The organism is Cytophaga sp. FL35 (assembly GCF_014349235.1).
Taxonomy (GTDB): Bacteria; Bacteroidota; Bacteroidia; order Flavobacteriales; family Flavobacteriaceae; genus Euzebyella.
The window spans coordinates 62,449-86,179 of the sequence record NZ_JACSOH010000015.1 but is presented as its reverse complement, the minus strand read 5'-3'; the positions used below and the strand labels follow the sequence as shown (position 1 = coordinate 86,179).

The window sequence follows — 23,731 nt, the reverse complement described above, 5'->3', positions numbered from 1 at the left end:
ATTATAATTCCAAAGAGTCTAGTGCTGCAATGGTGCTATCCAAATCCCCATAGCTAAGGGCATCGTTTAAAAAGTAACTCTCAAATGCACTTGGAGGCAAATAAATTCCTTGATCAAGCATTCCGTGAAAAAACTTTTTAAAGGTTTCATTGTTTCCCTTTGCCGAAGACTTAAAATCAACTACAGGTTCATCCGTAAAATGAACGGAAATCATACTCCCGAATCGATTAATTTGGTAAGCGATGCCTTTTTTATCCAAAACCTTTTCAAAACCTTCATGTAGGTATTCCGTTTTTTTGGCCAAACTTTCAAACACTTCAGGATGGTTATCAAGCTCCGTTAACATGGCCAAGCCTGCGGCCATGGCCAAAGGATTACCACTTAGAGTTCCTGCTTGGTAAACCGGACCTTCAGGAGCCAAGTGCGACATGATTTCGGCTCTAGCGGCAAAAGCGCCCACCGGTAAACCTCCACCTATTACTTTACCAAAGCAAAGTATATCCGCATCGATTCCCAAGGCCTCTTGAGCCCCGCCCTTTCCTAATCGGAAACCGGTCATTACCTCATCAAAAATGAGTAGAATCCCTTTTTCGGTACACAGCTTTCTCAATCCTTGAATAAATTCATCCTGAGGAACAATACACCCCATGTTTCCCGCAACAGGTTCAATTATAATGGCTGCAATTTCCCCTTCATTGGCCTTTACCAATTCTTCAACTCCTGCCAAATCATTGTAATTCGCCAACAACGTATCTTTGGCCGTTCCTTGGGTAACACCGGGACTATTAGGTGCTCCAAAAGTAACTGCCCCGCTACCTGCTTGGATCAAAAACGAATCGGAATGCCCATGATAGCATCCCGCAAATTTGATGATTTTATCCTTTCCGGTATAGCCACGAGCAAGCCTAACCGCACTCATACAAGCCTCGGTACCACTATTTACAAATCGGATTTTATCAATGTTGGGCACCATGGAAACGGCCAATTTGGCCAAATGGGTTTCAATTTCCGTTGGCATACCAAAAGAAGTACCTTTTTTCGCCTTGGCAACTACAGCATTGATAACCGGTTCATAGGCATGACCTAAAATTAAGGGTCCCCAAGAAGCAATAAAATCAATCAATTGATTACCGTCTTCGTCATACAAATAAGCTCCTTTTGCTTCTTTTACGAAAATAGGGTCGCCCCCTACCGCCTTAAAAGCCCTTACTGGAGAATTTACTCCGCCAGGTATTACTTTTTGGGCTTCTTTAAATAGGGCACTACTTCTTTGATAGATCATAGGGGTTTGAGAAATTTTTATGGATTTTTAAATACTTTTTCAACGCGAAAGTATCTTTTTATTTATTGTAGGTTTCCGTTTTGACGGTCAATTTTTGGCCCACGGCAAGATCAGTGTTGTACATATAGTTCCAACGCATTAAATCATCTACAGAAACCGAGTATCTTTTACTTAGTGAATAGAGGGTATCTCCGGGCTGCACTACATGGTAATCATTTTTCACCTTAGCAATTACCTGTTGCGTACTTTTTTTACCATAGCCCTCCGCAATGACGGACGTATCATAATTGAACAGTTGGTGTCTCTCGATCAGCGCAATGAGCTTTTCCGGGTAACGCCTGTCCGTTGCATAACCCGCTTGGCGAAGCCCTCTTGCCCATCTTTTATAATCATCTGTGGCATAATCGAACAAAAAGGCGTAACGAGACCTATTTTTCAAAAAGATACTATGGTCGCGATACGAGTACATGGGGTGATTGTATTTTCGAAAACATTCCCCCTTTTCATCATCGTCGTGAAAATCATAGTCGCCTTGCCAACCCGTGTGGCACTTGATACCAAAATGGTTATTGGTCTTCATGGCCAATTCTCCCTTTCCAATACCGCTTTCAAGTAATCCTTGGGCCAACGTAATACTGGCAGGAATTCCATAGGCCTTCATTTCCATCTGAGCTATTTCAGCGAAAGTTTCCACATATTCTTGGGGCGAATTGATATCAAACCGAATAAATTCGCCGGTATCCTCCGGCATGGGATACAGGCCATCATCTTTCTTTTTCTCTTCCTTATTGGTGGTCACCTCCTTGGCTTGAGGTCTCTCACGATGGGTACGTTGAGAAACGGTTCGCTTGGTTTTACATCCTACAAAAAAAATCGCCATTAAAGCAAATGGCAGCAGTCTACGTACTAAACGCATATTAACGGAAGGTTTTTCTTTTTCAAGTTCTCGTTCATTCCCTTTATACCTTGAAGACCGCCGGTATGTATGGCCAAAATTCTTGAATTTTCCTTAAAAAATCCTTGATCGACCATATCTAAAATACCGTATATCATCTTCCCAGTATAAATGGGATCTAGGGGAATTTCAGTCTCCTTTTTGAAATCATTTATAAAGTTCACCAAGTTTTGATCTACTTTGGCGTAGCCCCCAAAATGGTAGTTTTCAACAAGTTTCCAATTTTCCCTTGGCGCAAATTTACAAATATCTTCTTGCAAAAAATTGCCTTTTAGGGCCGGAAACCCTAAAACCTTTTGATGGGAAAAAACCGCATTGCTAATACCAGAAATAGTGCCGCCAGTGCCCACCGCTACGCAGATAAAATCGTAATCCCTATCCCCATCGGAAATAATCTCTTCACAACCCTTGATGGCCAAGGAGTTGGTACCGCCTTCCGGAAGCAAGTAAAACTCACCGAATTCCGACTTCAATTTCTCAATAAAACCCGGCTCATTTTTTAAACGGAATTCCTGTCTGCTTATAAACTTGAATTCCATTCCATTCTCATATGCCTGCATCAAGGTTGGGTTTTCCCTCCAAGAATTGGCCAATTCTTCACCTCGAATGACCCCAATTGTACTCAAACCATATAGCTTTCCGGCATAAGCAGTAGCTGCAATGTGATTGGAAAAAGCCCCTCCAAAAGTCAAAAGCTTCTTAACGCTTTGTTTCCGGGCTTCCAAAATGTTGAATTTAAGCTTTCGGTATTTGTTTCCGGATATTTGCGAATGCAATTGGTCTTCCCTTTTTATCCAAAGGGAAACATTTGCTTTCCGTAATCGAGGTAAATGTATTTCTTGGTTTAAAGCTTTCACTAAGGCGTTTAGGAAGCCCAAAGGTATTTAATAAAACTAAAAGCCCTACGTTCTGAAGTATAGTCTAAATTCTTTTCGTTCTCATAGGCCTCTCGTTCAAAACTGATGTTCTGATAGGCTTTGTAACTATCAAAATACATGACTGTTCGTACAAGCCATTCGGCAATGTAAAAAATATAGAAGAAAACTACTAAGAGCTCCAATTGCTGCCTTAAGTGAATACGCTCATGGTTAATGAGGACCATATCTTCCTTTAGCCCATGATGTTTTATAAAAATAAAGGGCCAAAGTGATAGGCCCACGTAATTTTTATAAAAGAAATGTCTAAAGACTAGAATCATATCACTGTTTAAACGAATTCCCTTACCTATAATTGTAAAAGATTCACTTTTTTACCAAACACAAAACTACGGTTGAAGATTGTAATCATTCGTTAAAATCACCATAAAAAACGATGACCTACCCTTCTAAGTTGTTAATTTTGGGTCGTTTCCGTAAAAATCCAGAAATTTAAATTTGCAAAGACGATTGAGGACATTTTCTATCTAAAGGATTAAGAAATCTTTTAATAAAAGTGCCGTCATCGACTTTATTTGATTAAAATGAAGAAAATAATTCCGGTTGAGGATGGAGATTTTTATTTCTCGAAAGAAGGATATAGGGTTTTTACGGAAAAATACCATCTTAAGAGAGGTTATTGCTGCCAAAGTGGTTGTAGGCACTGCCCCTATGGTTTTGATATCAAAAAAGGTGGTTGACCTTTATTTCTTTCGGCATGATTTTTGAGCCTGTTTTCAAAAGAAAATTGTTCCTTAACTCCAAACAATTAATGTTATGAAAAAGATTAAATTTTTAGTAGCTCCCATATTGGTTTTGCTGTTCTTAAGCTCTTGTTCTTCGGTGCAAGTTTTATCTGATTATGATAGGGAAGCAGACTTTAACGCTTATAAATCCTACGCGTTTTATAAAACAGGAATCGATAAGGCACAAATTTCAGATTTGGACAAGAAGAGAATCTTAAGAGCCATAGAATCTGAAATGTCCAAAAGGGGATTTGTAAAATCTGAAAACCCTGATATCCTTGTGAGTATTTTTACGAAGGAGAAAGAACAAGTGGATATCTACAATAATTACTGGGGCGGAGGCTTCGGTTGGGGATGGAGCCCTTATTACTGGGGTGCCGGATGGGGACCTGGCTGGGGAGGCTGGGGAGGCAACAATGTTAGCACCCGCACAGAAGGCTCTTTATATATTGACCTCATAGATGCGAATAGTAAAGAACTGGTATGGCAAGGTAAAGGTGTTGGTAATCTAGGTAACATTGCCAATATTGAGAAGAAAGAAGAACGAATTAGAGAGTTTGTTTCTGAAATACTTATGCAATACCCACCAAATACAGTGGCCGTAAGATAAATAGAATTCAGTTCGTTAAAAATGCCCTTCAAGTGAAGGGCATTTTTGTATGATAAAATTACAATGAATCAGTAAATCCGCATTTTGTAACTTTGTGTAAAGACCGTTCATATGACCTATGAAAGCAATCCTGTTTTAGAAAAGCTCCCCAAACATTTGAGGCAGTATATAAAACCTCAGAATTATAGCGACTATACGGCCATTAATCAGGCAGTGTGGCGCTATGTAATGCGCAAAAATGTCGATTACCTAAGTAAAGTTGCCCACAATAGTTATTTAGAGGGATTAAAAAAGACAGGAATTTCCATTGACCATATTCCCAATATGTACGGTATGAACCGGATTTTGAAGGAAATTGGCTGGGCGGCGGTGGCCGTTGACGGTTTTATCCCTCCGGCTGCCTTTATGGAATTTCAGGCTTATAATGTGCTTGTGATCGCTTCGGACATTCGACAGCTTAAACATATAGAATACACCCCTGCTCCGGATATTATTCATGAAGGCGCGGGACATGCACCTATTATCGCCAATCCCGAATATGCCGAATATCTCAGACGTTTTGGTGAAATAGGATGCAAGGCTATTTCCAACGCGAAGGATTATGAACTGTACGAGGCCGTTAGGCATTTATCTATCATTAAGGAAGCTGCTGATACACCGGAGAAGGAAATTAAGGAAGCCGAACAGAAAATTGAAGAGCTACAGCAAAATATGGGCGAACCAAGTGAAATGGCCCTTATTCGAAACCTGCATTGGTGGACGGTAGAATATGGTCTCATTGGAGAAGTGGAACGACCTCAAATCTATGGTGCGGGATTACTTTCATCCATTGGGGAAAGCGCTTGGTGTATGACGGACAAGGTTAAAAAAGTGCCTTACTCCCTTGAAGCGGCCTATACTTCCTTTGATATAACACAACCGCAACCTCAACTTTTTGTTACCCCCAATTTCGCTTTTTTAAGTCAGGTTTTGGAGGATTTTGCCAATACCATGGCTTTAAGAACCGGAGGGTTATCGGGTATTAAAAAATTGATCGACTCCAAAGAATTGGGAACGATTGAATTGAGCACGGGACTTCAAATATCCGGTAATTTTGAAAGTGTTATTGAGCACAACGGAAAACCGGTTTATGTACAGACCAAAGGAAAAACAGCTTTATCCTTCCGCGAGAAAGAATTGGTGGGTCACAGTACCAAAAGGCATTACAATGGTTTTGGCTCTCCCTTGGGAAAATTAAAAGGCATTAACATTGCAATTGAGGACATGAGCCCAAGAGACCTGAAAGCCTATACTATCTTTGAAGGGCAAACTGTTTCCTTGGAGTTTGAAGGTGACATCACTATTTCTGGGGAAATTATCACCGGTACGCGAAACCTTCAAGGTGAAATTATCTTAGTGACCTTTAGAAACTGTATCGTAAAACACAAAGACAAAACGCTTTTTGAGTCGCAAGATGAACTCTATAGCATGGCCGTGGGGCAAGAAGTAGTTTCGGCCTTTCATGGAATAGCCGACTTTCAAAGTTTTGACCTCAGTAGTCATGAATTATCGGCCACTCCGCCCAAAAGCAAGGAAAACCATAAGCAAACACAGTTAGAATCCTATTATGAGCAAGTAAGGCATTTTAGGGAAGGAAAAAACAAAACTATCTCCAGACACAAAGTATTTGAGGAAGTCAAGGAAAATTTTCCTACCGATTGGCTTTTATCGGTTGAGCTATACGAATTGGCAACCTCCAATGGCGACACAGATTTTGCTAAGGAAATAAAGGAACATCTAGAGAACGTAAAACTTGAAAAACCCACAGTGGGCCATTTAATTGACGATGGTCTGGATTTGGTTGTCAAAAGTTTTCAGAAAACAACCAGTTCATAAACCAAATAACCAACCCTACCCAATAGACCAATGAAAATTCAAATTACCCTCGTTTTACTATTTATAAGTTGTATGGGCTTTGCGCAAGGAAATACTAATTATGATGAGACCCAGGTTCCCAAATTCACCTTGCCGGATTTAATGACGTCCTTTAGCGGAAACCCGATCACCACTGAAAAAGAATGGGAAGAAAATAGACGCTATGAAATACTGCAGTTTTTTGAAAAACAGGTGTATGGTAAGGTTCCAGGAAGATTGGATGAATACAGCTACAAGCTCATTGAAGAAAACAATAAGGCATACAACGGCAAGGCTCGCAGAAAGCAGGTAGCGATTACTTTAAAGAAGAACAAAAAGAGTGTTACTTACAACATTTTAATCTATCTACCGAAAAAGAATCCAACAGCGCCTGTGTTCTTGGGATACAACTTTTACGGCAACCATACCGTCACCAATGACCCGGAAGTACCCATTACCAAGGCATGGGTAGCAAATAATGAAGCTTTCGGCATAACGGACCATAAGGCGTCGGAAAGAACAAGGGGTATCCGTACGCATCGATGGGCCATTGAAAAAATGCTTGATAATGGTTTTGGACTGGCCACTATTTACTATGGGGAAGTTGACCCGGACAAAAACGACTTTAGCGATGGCGTTCATCCCTTATTCTACCGGGAAGAACAAACCCAGCCCAAAACCAATGAATGGGGCAGTATTTCTGCCTGGGCGTTTGGCTTGAGCAAGGCCATGGATTACTTGGAAAACGATGCCAATATTTCCAACGTAATCGTATTTGGGCATTCCCGTTTAGGAAAGGCCGCGCTTTGGGCAGGTGCAACGGACAAGCGTTTTGCAGGTGTTATTAGCAACAATTCCGGTTGTGGTGGGGCTGCGCTCAGCAAACGTAGATTTGGGGAAACCGTGGAGAAAATCAATACTTCTTTTCCGCATTGGTTTGCAGATAGTTTTAAAAAATACAACAACAATGAACGAACCCTTCCGGTAGACCAGCATCAATTATTGGCCTTGATCGCACCTAGACCGCTCTATGTTGCCAGTGCAGCGGAGGATACTTGGGCCGATCCAAGAGGAGAATTTCTCTCTGCCCACTATGCCTCAAGCGTCTATAAATTATATGGAAAAAGCGGAATAGATACAGCGGATTTTCCTGAAGTAAACAAGCCTGTTCAGCATACTGTTGCCTACCACATTCGAACCGGTAAACATGACGTAACGGATTATGATTGGGAACAATACATGACGTGGGCAAAGACATTTTTGCCTTAAATAAAAATTAATCCTTAAAAATGAGTTCTGGTAGATTTTCGTTCACTGGTTCGTTTTTGTAAACCAGTTTCCAATCCATGGAATTGGTTAAGATGTAGAACTTTTGGAGTTCGCTCAATAAACGGTTTTGAGCATTTTTCTTTAAGGACGATTGCTCAATTTTATTCATTAAGGAGGCCCTTACATTTTTTTTGATTTTGTTATAATCAGAGGCATCGAACATATTTAGATAGTCCGATGTTACATCATAGTATTCAAAATCCGGATTTATTCTTACTTCCGGTTCCGGAATGGTTTTGATGAACAAGGTTTTGGAGGCTTCGTCTACTTCAAAATCAATTTTGCTTAGGTCATAAGCCACAGTCACATCGGCATTTACTACGACCAAAGCTTTTTTTTCGGCTGAAATTAAAGGCCCGAACAACATTTTTGAATCTTTGTAATTGTACACTTCGGCAAAATGACCTTCCGTAACGATTAACTTGGAAACATTTTCAATTTGTTGCTGAATAAGCATGGAGTTTTCTTGAAGAATGGATTTCTCGTTCTTATCATCGGCGCAAGTCCTAATAATGAAAACACAGGCCAAGGCCAAAATAGCTCCTAAAAGTATCTTTTTCATAATTGGAAGTTACAATAGATTCCGATTTCTGAAAACAATTTGCGTACCAAAACCGGATATAAAAAGTAGAAATCAAGCAAAATCCATAAAGGGAAAGCGTTCTTGTAGCCTGGCTATTTTTTCATGTAGTTTTTCTTTGAACTTCAGATGTTCCTGAGATAAAGGTTGAAAAGGCCTATGAGCCAAACCCCTCTGTATTTGAGCAACTTCGTCCATGATTTTATGGACATCTTGAGCCATCCAAACTTCCTTAAATTTTTCCCAGATATAAGAAACTGCCAAAGCGTTGGGGTGTACCATATCCTCTTTATAAAAACGGTAATCCCGTAGCTCATCCATCTGAATTTCATAACTGGGAAAATAGGAAACGCCGCTATACCCACCTGCATTTTTTGAAATCACTTCATGAACGGCCGTAATTAAATGAGATTTGCTTCGCTGATTTTCCACAAAACCATCTTTTAAATGACGTACAGGGGAAATGGTCAGTATTACTTCTACAGCTGGGTTAGCTTCCTGAACCAAACGGATACAATTTTCAAGACTCTGAACTATTTCAGCAACCGAAAGTAACTCCTTATCAAATGCTCGTTGAGGAACTTTATGGCAATTAGCCACCACTTTCCCCGACTCTTTATGACGATATACCCAAGCCGTTCCGAAGGTTAGAATTAAATGGCTTGCGGTTTTTAGAAAATCATTGGTTTCCTTAACGGCAGTATTTAGTTGACCTAAGACCTCCTTCATATTCTCCGAATCCAGGGAAGAATGCGCTTCATACGAATGCCACAAACCATTATGTTCAAAGAGTTCGTCTGGTAAAAAGGACACTAGATTTTTTGCCCTATTAAGTAAATTTTCAATCGCCAGCGGGTGAAAAAGAATGCCTAAGGGATTTCTCAAATGCTGAAATTGATGGTAAGCCATCTTTTCTCCCATATTCTCTGAAAAACAGCTTCCCAATAGTAGGATTTGACTCTGATAGTCAATGGGAACATCTGCTTTTTTTAATGGAATTTGGGTTTGGAGTTTCATTTAGTCCATATTCAGCACTACCAATATATTTATGAAATATACGTCTTGGCCTGGCTAAGTGCCTCTTCTATCCCTGCCGGATTTTTACCACCCGCAGTGGCAAAGAAAGGCTGACCACCACCGCCACCTTGAATGAATTTACCCAATTCACGAACAATGGTTCCGGCATTCAGTTCTTTTTCGGCTACCAAGTTTTTAGAAATGTAGCAGGACAATAATGCCTTTCCACTTTGTTCGGTACCGAATAAAAGAAAAAGGTTCTCCATATTGCTTCCCATTTCAAAAGACAGGTCTTTAATGCCCGCAGCATCCAAGTCTACTTTTTTGGCCAGGAATTGTACTCCGTTTACTTCTTGTAACTCGTTTTTCAATTCCCCTTTCAGGTTTTTGGCTTTGTCCTTCAACAACTGCTCCACTTCCTTTTTTAATCTGGAGTTCTCCTCTTGCAAAGAAGCAACAGATTTTACAGGGTCTTGGGCATTGTTCAACAAATCTTTTATTTCGGTAAGCATCTGATGGTTTTCGGTATAAAAATCCTTTACCGCATCCGAAGTTATCGCTTCAATTCTTCGAATACCTGCGGCCACGGCACCTTCTGACTTAATCTTAAAATGCCAGATATCCGCCGTGTTTTTAACGTGGGTACCACCACATAATTCAATGGATTGACCAAATTTAACGGTACGAACGGTATCCCCATACTTTTCTCCAAAAAGGGCCATGGCACCCGACTCCATAGCCTCTTTCATTGGTACATTGCGACGTTCTTCAAATGGCAATTGTCCATCGATACGGGCATTCACAAAATTTTCTACCTCCCGCAGCTCATCCGATGTCAATTTGGAAAAATGGGAGAAATCAAATCGCAAATATTTAGAATGTACCGCAGAGCCTTTTTGTTCTACATGTGTACCTAAAATTTCGCGTAGTGCCTGATGCAACAAGTGGGTAGCCGTATGGTTGGCCTCGGTTCTCTGTCGCTGTTTTTTATCTACTACGGCCTTTAACCTTTCATTTAAATTCTTGGGAAGGCTTTTAGTGAAATGTACAATTTCATTGTTTTCTTTATTCGTATCAATGATGTAAATCACATCGCCATTAGGCTCTTCCAAATAGCCCTTATCCCCTACCTGACCGCCACCTTCGGCATAAAAAGGGGTAAGATTGAAAACCAATTGAAACTGTTCTCCCTGTTTTTTGGAAGTCACCTTTCGGTATTTCACCAAGCGAACATCAGCCTCGAGCGTATCGTATCCCACAAATTCCTGCTCCAAATCTTTGGACAAAACCACCCAATCTTCCTTCGCAACTTCAGAGGCCGATTTTGACCTGTTTTTCTGCTCCTGCATGGCCTCATTGAACCCAGCCTCATCCAAGGAATATCCTTTTTCGGATAGAATGAGAGCCGTTAAATCTATCGGGAATCCGTACGTATCATAGAGCTCAAAAGCTTTACGTCCATCCACTTTCTTATCTTTGGTATTGGCGATAACTTGATCTAAAAGCACCAGACCTTGTTCCAAGGTATTTAGAAAGGAATGTTCTTCTTCCTTAATGACGTTCTCAATCAGTTGTTTTTGATCCTTCAACTCCGGAAAAGCTTCTCCCATGGAATCGGTAAGTACATTCACCAAACGGTATATAAACGGACCTTTGGTATCTAAAAAGGTGAATCCGTACCGAATAGCCCTTCTCAAAATTCTTCTAATGACATATCCTGCACCTGTGTTACTGGGCAATTGTCCGTCTGCTATGGAAAAAGAAACCGCACGAATATGATCAGCAATGACCCTGATGGCAATATCAGTTTCTTCGTTCTTCCCGTATTTGTGATTGGTAATGGTCTCTATCTCCCTTATGATAGGTTTGAAAACATCCGTATCGTAGTTTGATTGAACTCCTTGTAAGACCATGCAAAGACGTTCAAAGCCCATTCCCGTATCCACGTGTTTGGCAGGTAATGATTCCAAGGAGCCATCCGCCTTGCGGTTGTACTGCATAAATACCAAATTCCAGATTTCTACCACTTGGGGGTGGTCGGCATTCACTAAGGAGGCCCCTAGAACTTTCGCCTTTTCTTCAGCGGAGCGGATATCTACGTGAATTTCAGAGCACGGTCCGCAGGGACCTTGATCGCCCATTTCCCAAAAGTTATCCTTCTTATTGCCCATGATAATTCGATCCTCGGGCACAATGGCCTTCCAAAGATCAAAAGCTTCCTTATCCAAGGAAAGTCCGTCATCATCACTTCCTTCAAAAACCGAAACGTAGAGGCTATCCTTATCAATTTTAAAAACTTCGGTAAGCAATTCCCAAGACCATTTGATGGCTTCGGCCTTAAAGTAATCGCCGAAACTCCAGTTGCCCAGCATTTCGAACATGGTATGGTGGTAGGTATCCTTCCCTACTTCCTCCAAATCATTATGTTTACCGCTCACCCGCAAACATTTTTGGGTGTCTACTACACGTGTATTTTTGGCAATGCTGTTTCCCAGAAAAAATTCCTTAAATTGATTCATACCCGCGTTGGTAAACATCAACGTTGGGTCATCTTTGATTACCATGGGCGCTGAAGACACTATTTTATGTCCTTTATCAACAAAAAAATCAAGAAATCTTTTTCGGGTCTCTTTTGAAGTCATAAGAAATTATAAGGTTTTTGTAATTTTAACGTTATAAACAAAACAATTTTTATATTTGTTTGTTACGCCAAAACGCCACAAAAATAGGATAAAATAGATACATGTCTAAAGTAAAGTATTATTACGACCCCGATACGCTTTCGTACCGGAAAATAGAGCCCAAAAAATCGAGGCGCTACCGTAACATCGCTTTATTCATATTGGGTTCTTTTCTCTTTGGATTGCTATCCCTTGTGCTTCTTATGAACACCAACCTTATCAATACGCCCAGAGAGCTCTCCCTGCAGCGTGAGGTAAAAAATTACGAGCTACAGTTTGACCTTTTGAACCGTAAAATGGGCCAAATTGAAGAGGTATTGGCGAATATCGAAGATCGAGACAACAACATTTATCGCCTGTACTTTGAGGCCAACCCGATTCCTGAGGAACAAAGGCGTGCCGGTTTTGGTGGGGTGAACCGATATAAGTCTTTGGAAGGCTTTAACAACTCTGAAATGATTACCGCGACTACCAAGCGATTGGATATCATTAAAAAGCAAATGGCCATACAGTCCAAATCTTTGGATGAGATTACCAAACTGGCCGAAGAAAAGGAAAAACTTTTGATGGCCATACCTGCCATACAACCGGTAAAGAACGAGGATTTAAAAAGAATGGCTTCCGGTTTCGGGTGGCGTTCCGATCCTTTTACGAAGGCGCGAAAAATGCACCGTGGTATGGACTTTTCCGCACCCAAGGGCACGCCTATCTACGCTCCGGGAGACGGTAAGGTAATTAGGGCAGACAATGGTTCATCGGGTTATGGTAAGCACATTCGCATTGACCACGGCTATGGCTACAAGACGCTGTATGGTCATTTGAGCAAGTACAATGTTGAGAAGGGCCAAAAAGTGAAACGCGGAGACCTTATCGGTTTTGTGGGCAATACGGGCCGTTCGGAAGCACCTCACTTACACTATGAAGTTTGGAAGGACGAAGAACGCATCAATCCCATTAATTTCTATTACGGAAGTTTAACGGCAGAAGAATTTGAGAACATGCTCAAATACGCCGCACAAGAAAATCAATCTCTCGATTAATGCAGATAGAACTACCTGAAAAAAGATACTATGGAATTGGCGAAGTGGCCAAGGCCTTTGGGGTAAATACTTCCTTGATCCGTTTTTGGGAGAAAGAATTCGATGCCATCAAGCCCAAAAAAAATGCCAAGGGCAACCGTAAGTTTACGCCTCAGGACATTGACAATCTCAAGCTAATATACCACTTGGTAAAAGAGCGTGGTTTCACCTTGGAAGGCGCCAAGACGCATCTGAAGGAGAACCGTCAAAAAACCCTGGACAACTTTGAAATCATAGACAAATTGGAACGGATAAAGGCAGAGCTCATTAAAATAAAAGAGCAATTGTAACTATTTGTTTCAATTGACGTCCTATGGTCAAAAGAAAAAAATCCGCTTTGCGAAACCGTAACTATTCACTATAATTTTCTAAAACACTAGCATCATGAAAAAAGGATTGATCGCACTCATTGTATTGGGTGTTATTGCATTTGGTATTTACCAGTGGGCCGTTGGTTTTAACAACACCGCTATAGCCCTTAAAGAAACTTCAACCAAAACTTGGGCCAATGTGGAAAGTGCCTACCAACGCAGAAACGACTTAATCGGCAATTTGGTTAAAACCGTACAAGGAGCGGCAGATTTTGAGCGTAGCACCTTGACGGAGGTCATTGAGGCCCGTGCCAAGGCTACCTCCATCAATATTGACCCTACTAATATTACCCCAGAGCAGTTAGCGCAGTTCAATCAGGCGCAAAGTGGACTAAGCGGAGCCTTGAACAAACTTTTGGTTACCGTGGAGCGATACCCTGATTTAAAAGCGAACCAGAACTTTTTGGAACTACAATCGCAATTAGAAGGAACTGAGAACCGAATTAATGTGGCCCGTGACCGTTTTAATGCAACGGTAGAGCCGTACAATCTTCATATAAAGAAATTCCCTAACTCCATCTTGGCAGGAATTTTCAACTTTGATGAACTAGCTTACTTTAAGGCAGAAGCGGGAGCAGAACAAGCTCCAGACGTGAACTTTGAGTTTAACTAGCCTATGTCTCGAGTTGAGGACTTTCTAACGTCAGTAGAGGAAAAAGAGGTAGTGCAGGCCATTATTGAGGCCGAAAACAGTACCTCTGGTGAAATTAGGGTACACTTGGAAGCCCATACCCGATTGGAAGCCATGGAGCGCGCCAAAGAGGTATTCCATCAATTAAAAATGGATAATACCAAGGACAACAACGGCGTGCTCATTTATGTGGCCGTAAACGATAGAAAATTCGCAATCTGTGGGGATAAAGGTATAGATAATGTCGTACCCAAAGGCTTTTGGAATACTACCAAAGACACCATTCAATCACACTTTAAAAAGGGGGAATTCAAACAGGGGCTTGTAGAAGGTATACTAAAGGCCGGCCACGAACTGAAAGTGCATTTTCCTTGGCAACAGGATGACAAAAACGAACTTAGTGATGAGATTTCAAAAGGCTAGCTTTTTTCTGCTCTTTCTGTGTTGCTTTTCATGGGGTCATGCGCAATTTGAAATTCCGGAAAAACCCACCAAGGAAACCAGCGTTTATGACTACATAGACTTGCTGCAGCAAGGGCAGCAAAAGGCATTGGAGGAAAAACTGATTCGCTATTCAGATAGTACCTCCACCCAGATTGTGGTAGCGATTATTAGCAGTACGCAAGGCGAAAACATTAATTATTTGGGCGCCCAATGGGGTCATGAATGGGGTATTGGCCAAGCCGGAAAAGACAACGGGATACTTATTTTATTGGCCAAAGATGATAGGCGGATTGCTATTAACACCGGGTACGGAGTAGAAGGAAGCCTAACAGATGCGATGTCTAGACGCATCATTGAAAGTGTAATCGTACCCCAATTCAAAAATGCCGATGTCTACGGTGGATTAGACCAAGGTGCCGATGCCATTTTTCAAGTGCTGACCGGCGAATTTAAGGAAGACCGAAATTTTGATAACCAAAAAGGTTTTCCTTTTGAAGCCCTGCTTCCTTTTATCATCTTTTTTATCATCTTGGTCATTCTGTCCAACCGAAATAAGCGTGGTGGTGGCCGAAATGGCGGAAAACGCTCTGGCGGACTCGATATTTGGGATATGATCATCCTGAGTAACATGGGAAGAAGTTCAGGTTCCGGTGGATTTGGTGGAGGTTCTGGAGGTAGTTTCGGTGGCGGATTTAGCGGCGGCTTTGGTGGAGGAGGCTTTGGCGGTGGTGGTGCTTCCGGCGGATGGTAACTGGTTTTCCATTTATGAAAGAGTTACTTTTACGAACATGAAAAAGTGGCCACTTTTATTGCTTACATTTCTACTACTAATTTTTCCTTCCTGCAAGGATGAAGAGAAAAAAGAAACCGAAAAACCGGCAGTTGACATCCTAACGGAGATTCCATTTCCCGGTGGAAAAAATACTGCATTACCCCACTTATACACCGGCAAGGAAAGAACTTTGCTTTCTTGGGTGGAAACTATTAACGATTCTACCAGTAAACTTAAATTTTCCTTCTTTGATAATGGACAATGGAGTCAACCCTCCGAAGTGCTATCCGGAAGCAATTGGTTCGTGAATTGGGCCGATTATCCCATGGTTACCGAAAACAATGGTCATCTTTTGGCCCACTACTTAAAGAAATCGGCACCCGCCACTTTTGCCTATGACATCCATTTAAGATTACGTCAGCACGACGGGCAAAAATGGTTGGCACAAAACGAATTGCATACAGATGGTACACCTACGGAACATGGTTTTGTAACCGCCCTTCCGTATCAAACCGACAGCTTTTTTCTTACTTGGTTGGATGGTAGGGAAACTGCCAAAGATAACGATGATAAAGAACAGGAAGGTCATCAGCATCACGAAGGCAATATGACCCTCCGTTCTGCTATTGTTTCTGCCAATGGAGAAATGTCGGAGCCCACCTTGCTCGACCCAAAGACTTGTAGTTGCTGCCAGACCACCGCGGCCATGACCGAAAACGGACCGGTAGTGCTGTACCGCGACCGCAGTGATGAAGAGGTAAGGGATATTGTCATCACCCGAAGGATAAATGGTGAATGGACAGAACCAAAACCTATTTTTGATGACAACTGGAAAATTCATGGTTGCCCCGTTAACGGACCAAAAGTAGCTGCCTTAGATAATCATTTGGTGGTTGCTTGGTACACCGCTGCCAATGAAAAACCGGAAGTCAAATTAAGCTTCTCACAAAACAACGGGGAAGATTTTGATATGCCCATTAAAGTAAGTGGTCTCCAACCCTTAGGCCGCGTAGATGTGGTTTTATTGGATGAAGAAAATGCCGTGGTTAGTTGGATGGAAACCTCCAATGACAAAACCTTTATTAAAGCCATGCGGGTTAACCGTAATGGTAAGAAATCCGCTGCCATGACCATAGCGGCTTTGGACGCCTCCCGGAAAACCGGCTTTCCACAAATGACGCTTATTGAAAATCAACTTGTTTTTGCCTGGACCAGCCTTTATGAGGGCAGCACCATTTTAAAAACAGGGAAAGTAGCGGTAGCCGTTTTTGATATATTGGATTAGGTGAATTCAGCAGATAGAACATAAAATGCGGAAGCTTTCGCCTCCGCATTTTCAACTTTTCTAAGATTTTAAATTCTAGTAACCCTCGGTCTGCACCATCCCGGAGGCTTCAATTTCGCTTGCCGGTATAGGATAGATAGTTTTGGGAGCAAAAGCATCGGCATTTAAATTATTGACATTAATACCGGTGTTGACGTGATCCGTTTCTGGTCGAACGATATTTTGGCCTGTTCTAATAAAGTCGTAAACCCCATGACCTTCCAAGGCCAATTCTTTACGCCTCTCCAAAGCTATTCGCTCTTTTAGTGCTTCCCCGGTTTCAGTAGCCTCATGGGTTGCAAAATCAGTGGTGCGTTTGGCAATCAGGGTGTTCAAATAGGTCAAGGCTTCGGTATCACCACCTCCCGCGCCATTGGCGCAAGCCTCTGCTGCAATCAAATAAATCTCAGACAACCTGATAATCGGAATGTTATGAATACTAAGTCCGGCACCACCTTCCCGGTTGATATACTTCACAAATTGGGCATTGGTTCCTTCTTTATCTTCGGTGAGCAGCAAGGCCCTAGGGTCTCCTGTGTATTCTTCTAGCAAGTCTACAAATGTTTGGGTAGCTATAACATCGCCTTGGCCGCCATCCCTAAAATCGAACTGGGCACCCAGACCGTTACTCCCTACCGAATTTTCGCTCTCCACACTCATTTCAAAAAGTGATTCAGAGGTATAGTCATTAAAGACATAACTGTCCACATCCATCAAATCATTTTCGCCCTTAACCGCAAAAACCTCTTGCGCTTCGGTGAGGGCATTGGTGTAATCTTGCTTATACAAATAAACTCTGGCCAAAAGCGCATTCAGCCCTAATTGGGTGATGTACTTCGTACTGCCCTGAATATCGGTATCGGCATTGATTATGCCTAAAGATGAATTAAGATCAGCTATAATTTGGGCGTAGGTCGCTTCTAAATTGCTACGCTCTATGACCACTTCCTCTGAGTTCAATTTCAAGGGAAGCCCTTGAGCACTGCCCTGCTCCTTGGCCCAAGGGTAACAAAAGGTGCGTGCCAAATCAAAATAGACCATTCCGCGTAATCCCAAAGCCTCAGCTTTTACTTGCTGACGTACATCATCATTTCCTTCGGCATCGTCGATATTATCAAGAATTAAATTTAGGTTACCAATGACCTTGTAACATTGCAACCAAAGTAATTCTGCACTCCCGTTGTTATTGCTACTTTCTTCGTAACGGTATTCGGTCTGCTCATAATCCCTAGGATCGTAAATAGTCTTTACAAACCTAAAATCCGGACTTTTTACCGCTGCGCGCTTATATAACACCCTTCCGATATAATTTCCCGTAGAAATTTCATTGTAAGACCCGGTTAACAAACTTTGTAGTTTTTCTACGGAATTGGTCACCAAATCTTCGGATATCACATGGTCGGGCGTTTGGGTAAGCACCTCTTCATCACATGCTTGAAAGACAAACACCGCACACATTAAAAGAAGGCTCTTTGTATATTTAGAATATTTCATTTCTTTTTCTTTAAAATTTTAATTGAACCCCTAATACAACACTGGTAGCTGTAGGCGTTTGAAAGAAGTTGACACCGTTGGAAATAGCTTCTGGATCATAATCGCTCAGCTCTGTGAACAATAACAGGTTATCACCCTGCACATATACGGAGCCACCTTGAAGCAGTCCGTAATTAGGCAGGCGATAGCTCAACTTTACATTTCTAAGCTTCAGATAATCGGCGCTATACAAATGCCTAGTAGAAACGTCATTGGAAAAGGTAGGGTTGCCATTAATTCTGATGGGCACCGTAGCATTGGTATTGTTAGGGTTCCAAGGGTTCAATTGTGCCCTGGTATTTGTAAACTGTGGCGCAAAACCGTCATCATCCCTCTTAAAGGCGGTACGGTCATATGCTTCACCCCCAATTCCGAAAGTAAAAAGGAAATCTAAAGAAAGATTCTTGTACGTCAATTGGTTATAGAAACCGCCCTGCACATCTTGCAATGCCTTACCAAAAACGCCAAAACCAGCCTCCTCAGCATTAGTGGTTATTGCACCGGTTCTCTCTCCGTTTTCAAGCACGAAGTACTGTGCCAATCCGTTTTCTGGGTTCACCCCTGCATAATCTCTTACATAAAAAGAGTTTAGACTTTCACCCACCTTTATAATAGTTGGGTCTTGCCCATTGGTGGCATTGTAACTCGGCGTCAAATCCCCTTTTAATTTGGTGATTTCGTTGGAAAGCATGGTCAAGTTCAAACGCGTATCCCAAGAAAAATTTTCTTGAGCAATGGCATTCAAGCCCAATGAAACTTCCCAGCCGGTATTCTTCATTTCCCCAAAATTTTGCAATTGATTGCTGAAACCTGTAGTAGACGAAACCGGAATGTTCAATAACAAGTCCTCCGTTTGTTTTGAGAAATATTCAACAGTAAGATTGAGCTTATTCCAAACAACGGCGTCCACCCCCACATTAAAATTCTTACTCTGTTCCCAAGACAGTTCCGGATTGGCGAGTTGCCCGTAAGTTAAACCTGAAGAACCTCCATACCCTAGCCCATCGGAATTAAAGAAGGCCAAATGCGCATAAAAGTCAGGAGGAAGGTTTCCATTGGTACCGTAACTTCCTCGTAATTTCAAGTAGTTGAGCACATCATTCTGTAAAAATTCCTCTTCGGTAAGAATCCATCCCCCGGAAACCGACCAAAAACCACCCCAACGGCTATCCTTTCCAAAACGGGAAGAACCGTCTCGTCTGTAACTTGCAGAAAGGAAATATTTTTGATCAAAGTCGTAATTAAACCTTGAAAAATAAGACAAGAGGGAATAGTTCTCAGAATAGCCGGACCACGACCAAAGGGAACCTAAACTACTGGAAGATAGCAAATCACTATCCAAAACATCATAGCCAGCGTTGCGTATGGACTTCATTTTAGATTCTTGCTGTTCCACACCTAAAAGGGCGCCTACACCGTGCTTGCCAAACTGCTTGTTATAGGTTAATAGATTGGAAGTGGTGTATTGAAATACATCGCCCTGGGCCACATAGAGCACCCCGTTCCAAACACCGCCACCGGCACCAAATTCCTTGTTATCATATAACGATTCTTCATTGGATTGATGGTCGATACCAAAGGTTGTTTTAAAATTCAGTCCGTCATAAATAAAGAATTCCGCAAAGACATCACCTCTCACCCTTACCTCGTTGTTATCGTATTCACCTACTTCAATAACCCCTATGGGGTTGGCATTTTTCTCAATATCGTTGGGCAAATCTGCAATACCCTCATAACCATTTGGGTCGTAGATAGCGGCTGCTTGCGGCAATACCCTTGCCATGTATAACGGATTGAGTCCGCCGGCGTATGAACCGTCATATTGACCCGTATTTCTTTCTGATTTTGCCACGGATAAATTAGCCCCGATGGTGAGCCAATCCTTTGCCTTGTTTTCCAAATTAAGCCTTCCGGAATAGCGTTTATACCCTGAACGGATAATGGTTCCTTCTTGATCAAGCACATCGCCCGAAATATAGAATTTGGTTTTGTCGTTTCCGCCTCGAGCGGAAAGATTGTATTTCTGAATCGAACCTGTTTGATAAATAGCATCCAACCAATCTGAATTTCTTAGTTCGTTGCCATAGACCGCGGTATAATCTGCCTGCGCCATGGCCAAATACTGGTTGTAGAGCGTTCCATTATTGTACACCCTACTGAACTCCCCATTCTCATTGTTCTGAATGTACTGATGCAATTGACCTTCTTCCCAAAGATTTTTGAACTGTTGGTTGCTGATGGTCTCTTCTTTCGTAAGGTTTCGGGTTAGTCCGAATTCTGAACTAAGTGTCAGTTCCGTTTCTCCTTTTTTACCTTTTTTGGTGGTAATGACCACTACCCCATTAGCTGCTCTAGACCCGTAAAGCGAAGCAGCGGCGGCATCCTTTAAAACGGTTATACTCTCAATATCGGAAGTATTCATGGTCGATAAGGGATTCAGGCTATTCACCGCCCCGTTACCGCCAATTCTAGAGTTGTTATCGGTATTAATGACCACCCCGTCGAGCACGTATAGTGGTTGGGTGAGACCATTGATAGAACCAACCCCTCTAATCTGTACGCTGGAACTACCACCGGGCTGGCCGGTAGTGTAGACATTTAACCCGGATACACTGCCTTGAAGGGAGGTCTCAAAACTGGCCGCTGCTGTACGGCTCAATGTTTCTGTGGCTACTTTGGTTGCCGATCCGGTAAAGCTTCTCTTATTAGTAGTTCCGTAGGCCGTAACTACCACCTCATCGAGTCCCGTGGCGTCTTCAGCCAACATAATCTGCAAGGTAGTTTGCCCGTTCACTTTAATTTCTTGGGTTGTGAAACCCAGGTACGAAACAATCAAGATCGCATTTTCAGGTACGGAAAGCGTAAAGTTCCCGTCAAAATCGGTCAAGGCGCCATTGCTAGTACCCTTTTCTACGATATTGGCACCAGCTAGGGGCATTCCATCTTCGGAAAAAACAGTACCACTAATTTGATTTTGCACCACCTTTACGTTAGATGGAATGATTTCCGGATTGGCATAAACCAGACCCGTAGACGCGCATGCCATAAGAAGTACGGCACAAAGCGAAATGACCTTATCTTTTGAGGTCAAATAATTTGGTATCATATAAAATTTGTTTTTGACTAGGACATATAAAGCTTAGCCACGTATTTGGAATATTATGCTTCAATAAAAATTGAACCTTTTGGCAGCAACATCTTACTGCTTCTGTAGTTTTAGATAAGGCTAGCTTCAGGGGGGCGGGTCAAGTCGAGGGAGTATAGAATACCGCCGGTCATGACCAAATCTCCGAAGGTTTTTTTGTGCTTCGGTTCAAAACTCACTTGCGCAAATTCGTCTTCATGAAGTAGTAACGGAATTTCATATTTCGAGAGCTTTTCCGAAAAAGGGTTGCTTTCATCCTCCGCTTCTTCGGCCAACAGTTTGGACAAGTAACACTTCCCGTTACAATTTATCAAGGGCTTTTCTTTGTTTTCACAAAGCACATTTACAATGTAATCGTAATTCTGAAAATAATCGACTATCGGTAATAGAGGTCTGGCGAACATCAACAGTATAACGCCCACAAGACAAAATTGTACCGTCCAAAGAGAACATTTTCTTTTCAAGCAATACGAATATGTTGCAGTCTTAATGCCCATTGAAATACCCGTACATTTGATAAACAAACAAGCCCACACCCGCTATGATCAGATAAAAATTGGCAGCTTTATAAAAAGCATCGTAACTTCTTTTTCCCTGCCATTGGGTGATGAGAAAAACAATTGGTATCAAAGCCAGTACTTGACCCAGTTCCACCCCTACATTAAAGGAAACGATTTTAGCCAAAAACTGTTCTGAACCCACATCGAAAGACTGTAGCCTTGTAGAAAGGCCAAAACCATGAATTAATCCAAACATGAAAACCATCAATAATAGGTTAGGCGACTTGATGCCCAATTTCTCTTCAAAACCTCCTAGATTTTCAAACCCTTTATACAGAACACTGAGAGCAATTACCGCATCGATTAGATGTTCATCGGCCTTTACCCCCAGATACGTGGCACCGATTAAGGTAATACTGTGGCCCAAGGTAAAAACGGTAATAAACTTTAGAATGTCTTTAAAGCCTTTGAGATAGAAAATAACCCCTGCCAAGAAAAGCAAGTGATCGTAGCCCGTAAGCATGTGTTTGGACCCCACATAAATATAGGAAAACAAGCCTCCCTCATCTAAAATGGCCTGATCACCAGAACTTACCCCATGCGCCATTAATAAGACTGGAAATAGAAACAGGGAAAGAGATAGAATAAAATTTTGTTGGGGTTTCATCCTATTCCTTTTTCTTGTTGAACCACCAAAACAATCCACCTATAATCAGCAAGCTGCCTATCCAAAAAATATACGAAGGGAATTCGTCTTCTTCTGCGTGCGAGTGGGCATGAGCATCTTCTTCTTGGCTGTGGCCGTGTACTACTTCAAAAGTCAGGGTTGCCCAGTTACTTTCGTGTGTTAGCCCTTCTTCATCAGAGTGTGCCAGATGAATCGTTCTTAAATAATAGATACCATCAGCGGCAAGGTCTACAGTAATATTTCCGTTCGCATCTGTTCGCAGTTGTTGCCCCTCCGTATGCACATGGTCATCTTTGTGCTCTTCTTCTTCATGTGAGTGTGGTTCACCGCCATCATGACTGTGGGTATGCCCAGCTTCTTCCTTTTCATGGGAATGGGTTTTACCACCATCGTGACTACGCACTTCTTCTTTATGCGTATGCGCTTCCCCATCATCATGAGAATGAGCCTCATCTTCATGGCTATGACCAGAACTCTCATGGGAATGTCCGTGCCCTTCCTCCGAGTGGGAATGATGATTTTCGGTCACTTTATAATTCGCGTACACCAATTGGTTGGCCAAAGGTTTTCCACCGAACAATAATTTCACCTCTAGTTGATCTCCTGTATGCTTCTCATACGGATTGCTCAGGGGAATAAATTCGATAGGGTAACCAAGAACGGTTTTCCAATCGTCTGAAGTTTTATCTCCTACTTGAAAAATAGCTTTTACATGCTTGGAATATTTCTCAACCGCGTTCTTATCAAGCGCATCATTTTCTTCCCTCCATTTAAGCATATCCAAAACTCCATCATGACGTAGATACCCATTAAAAGCCTCGGCATCCATTTCAATATTTCTAGGCTTGGTAGAAACACCGGCCACCCAAGTGGCAGCTTCCCCGGTCTTAAAGTTCAAAAAGGTAATACTGTCCTTCTCGCTCCATTGATTTTCAGCAACTTTAAAGCGCTCCCCATTCCCTAAAAGACTTGCATCGATCATTCGGTCACGATCGATAACGTTTTCGCTTTTATCAAAAGTTCCATTAAAAAGTTGAATGGTAGCTGATGTATTGGGTTCTAAAAAGAATGTATCTAACTTAAGATACATATCATGGCTTAAAAAAATGGCCGCTAAGACCAGGAGGGCAAAAATTTTCTTTTTCATATGGCTGGTTCTCGTAAAACAAGTCAAAACAGACTCGCCTTCCAAAAATATACAAAAACCTGAATCTAGCTGTCTTCTATCGATTAAGTA

At 41.9% G+C, this 23,731-nt stretch carries 22 protein-coding genes; 10 read left to right on the top strand and 12 right to left on the bottom strand.

The features are described 5' to 3' along the window. Position 1: 1 nt before the first annotated feature. The 4 genes from hemL to BIZ36_RS13170 are packed head-to-tail and all read right to left on the bottom strand — an operon-like array spanning position 2 to position 3,435. Positions 2-1,282, bottom strand: coding sequence for a glutamate-1-semialdehyde 2,1-aminomutase (hemL, locus tag BIZ36_RS13185; protein WP_187458371.1), 1,281 nt, complete (start codon positions 1,280-1,282; stop codon positions 2-4). A 58-nt stretch (positions 1,283-1,340) separates the two neighbouring features. Further along, positions 1,341-2,198, bottom strand: coding sequence for a glucosaminidase domain-containing protein (locus BIZ36_RS13180; protein ID WP_222937388.1), 858 nt, complete (start codon positions 2,196-2,198; stop codon positions 1,341-1,343). After that, the gene (locus BIZ36_RS13175; RefSeq protein WP_187458370.1) at positions 2,189-3,094 is read right to left on the bottom strand and encodes a 1-aminocyclopropane-1-carboxylate deaminase/D-cysteine desulfhydrase; all 906 of its coding nucleotides are present in this window, start codon (positions 3,092-3,094) and stop codon (positions 2,189-2,191) included. The genes BIZ36_RS13180 and BIZ36_RS13175 overlap by 10 nt, the downstream gene beginning before the upstream one ends. Positions 3,095-3,102: 8 nt before the next feature. Then, positions 3,103-3,435: a hypothetical protein gene (locus tag BIZ36_RS13170; protein ID WP_187458369.1), complete on the bottom strand. Its 333-nt coding sequence runs from the start codon at positions 3,433-3,435 to the stop codon at positions 3,103-3,105. Positions 3,436-3,696: 261 nt separating this feature from the next. Between BIZ36_RS13170 and BIZ36_RS13165 the strand changes: the two genes are divergently transcribed. The 4 genes from BIZ36_RS13165 to BIZ36_RS13150 all read left to right on the top strand — a co-directional run bounded on the left by BIZ36_RS13165 (position 3,697) and on the right by BIZ36_RS13150 (position 7,669). Beyond that, complete coding sequence (locus BIZ36_RS13165) at positions 3,697-3,852, top strand: C1orf53 family protein (protein WP_187458368.1); 156 nt, start codon at positions 3,697-3,699, stop codon at positions 3,850-3,852. 76 nt (positions 3,853-3,928) lie between these two features. Beyond that, positions 3,929-4,507, top strand: a complete 579-nt coding sequence (locus BIZ36_RS13160; RefSeq protein ID WP_187458367.1) for a DUF4136 domain-containing protein — start codon at positions 3,929-3,931, stop codon at positions 4,505-4,507. Between the two features lie 111 nt (positions 4,508-4,618). Continuing rightward, the gene (locus BIZ36_RS13155) at positions 4,619-6,382 is read left to right on the top strand and encodes an aromatic amino acid hydroxylase (protein WP_187458366.1); all 1,764 of its coding nucleotides are present in this window, start codon (positions 4,619-4,621) and stop codon (positions 6,380-6,382) included. A 30-nt stretch (positions 6,383-6,412) separates the two neighbouring features. After that, on the top strand, positions 6,413-7,669 hold the full coding sequence (locus tag BIZ36_RS13150) for a glucuronyl esterase domain-containing protein (protein WP_286174760.1): 1,257 nt from the start codon (positions 6,413-6,415) through the stop codon (positions 7,667-7,669). Between the two features lie 7 nt (positions 7,670-7,676). On the opposite strand, the gene BIZ36_RS13145 is transcribed toward BIZ36_RS13150, so the two are convergent. From BIZ36_RS13145 to alaS, 3 genes are all read right to left on the bottom strand, one after another. Next, a complete protein-coding gene (locus BIZ36_RS13145; RefSeq protein WP_187458365.1) occupies positions 7,677-8,291 on the bottom strand; it encodes a DUF4230 domain-containing protein in 615 nt (204 codons plus the stop codon). A gap of 72 nt (positions 8,292-8,363) precedes the next feature. Next, complete coding sequence (locus tag BIZ36_RS13140; RefSeq protein ID WP_187458364.1) at positions 8,364-9,326, bottom strand: GSCFA domain-containing protein; 963 nt, start codon at positions 9,324-9,326, stop codon at positions 8,364-8,366. A gap of 29 nt (positions 9,327-9,355) precedes the next feature. Then, a complete protein-coding gene (gene alaS / locus BIZ36_RS13135; RefSeq protein WP_187458363.1) occupies positions 9,356-11,968 on the bottom strand; it encodes an alanine--tRNA ligase in 2,613 nt (870 codons plus the stop codon). 101 nt (positions 11,969-12,069) lie between these two features. On the opposite strand from alaS, the gene BIZ36_RS13130 reads away from it, so the two are divergent. The 6 genes from BIZ36_RS13130 to BIZ36_RS13105 all read left to right on the top strand — a co-directional run bounded on the left by BIZ36_RS13130 (position 12,070) and on the right by BIZ36_RS13105 (position 16,589). Then, complete coding sequence (locus BIZ36_RS13130) at positions 12,070-13,047, top strand: M23 family metallopeptidase (RefSeq protein ID WP_187458362.1); 978 nt, start codon at positions 12,070-12,072, stop codon at positions 13,045-13,047. Beyond that, complete coding sequence (locus BIZ36_RS13125; RefSeq protein WP_187458361.1) at positions 13,047-13,376, top strand: MerR family transcriptional regulator; 330 nt, start codon at positions 13,047-13,049, stop codon at positions 13,374-13,376. The genes BIZ36_RS13130 and BIZ36_RS13125 overlap by 1 nt, the downstream gene beginning before the upstream one ends. Before the next feature lie 94 nt (positions 13,377-13,470). Continuing rightward, positions 13,471-14,070, top strand: coding sequence for a LemA family protein (locus tag BIZ36_RS13120; protein ID WP_187458360.1), 600 nt, complete (start codon positions 13,471-13,473; stop codon positions 14,068-14,070). A 3-nt stretch (positions 14,071-14,073) separates the two neighbouring features. Next, complete coding sequence (locus BIZ36_RS13115; RefSeq protein ID WP_187458359.1) at positions 14,074-14,511, top strand: TPM domain-containing protein; 438 nt, start codon at positions 14,074-14,076, stop codon at positions 14,509-14,511. Beyond that, positions 14,492-15,283: a TPM domain-containing protein gene (locus BIZ36_RS13110; RefSeq protein ID WP_187458358.1), complete on the top strand. Its 792-nt coding sequence runs from the start codon at positions 14,492-14,494 to the stop codon at positions 15,281-15,283. Before BIZ36_RS13115 ends, BIZ36_RS13110 begins: the two co-directional genes overlap by 20 nt. After that, entirely contained in the window at positions 15,183-16,589 is a 1,407-nt protein-coding gene (locus BIZ36_RS13105) for a hypothetical protein (protein ID WP_222937386.1), read from the top strand. Before BIZ36_RS13110 ends, BIZ36_RS13105 begins: the two co-directional genes overlap by 101 nt. 75 nt (positions 16,590-16,664) lie before the next feature. Here BIZ36_RS13105 and BIZ36_RS13100 read toward each other — a convergent pair whose 3' ends face one another. The 5 genes from BIZ36_RS13100 to BIZ36_RS13080 form a co-directional block, all read right to left on the bottom strand. Then, positions 16,665-18,122, bottom strand: coding sequence for a RagB/SusD family nutrient uptake outer membrane protein (locus BIZ36_RS13100; RefSeq protein ID WP_187458357.1), 1,458 nt, complete (start codon positions 18,120-18,122; stop codon positions 16,665-16,667). Between the two features lie 10 nt (positions 18,123-18,132). Then, positions 18,133-21,267, bottom strand: coding sequence for a SusC/RagA family TonB-linked outer membrane protein (locus BIZ36_RS13095; RefSeq protein ID WP_187458356.1), 3,135 nt, complete (start codon positions 21,265-21,267; stop codon positions 18,133-18,135). 110 nt (positions 21,268-21,377) lie between these two features. Next, positions 21,378-21,728, bottom strand: a complete 351-nt coding sequence (locus BIZ36_RS13090) for a hypothetical protein (protein ID WP_187458355.1) — start codon at positions 21,726-21,728, stop codon at positions 21,378-21,380. 64 nt (positions 21,729-21,792) lie between these two features. Further along, a complete protein-coding gene (locus BIZ36_RS13085; protein ID WP_187458354.1) occupies positions 21,793-22,473 on the bottom strand; it encodes a HupE/UreJ family protein in 681 nt (226 codons plus the stop codon). 1 nt (position 22,474) lies between these two features. Beyond that, positions 22,475-23,641, bottom strand: a complete 1,167-nt coding sequence (locus BIZ36_RS13080) for a DUF4198 domain-containing protein (RefSeq protein ID WP_187458353.1) — start codon at positions 23,639-23,641, stop codon at positions 22,475-22,477. Positions 23,642-23,731 lie beyond the last annotated feature (90 nt).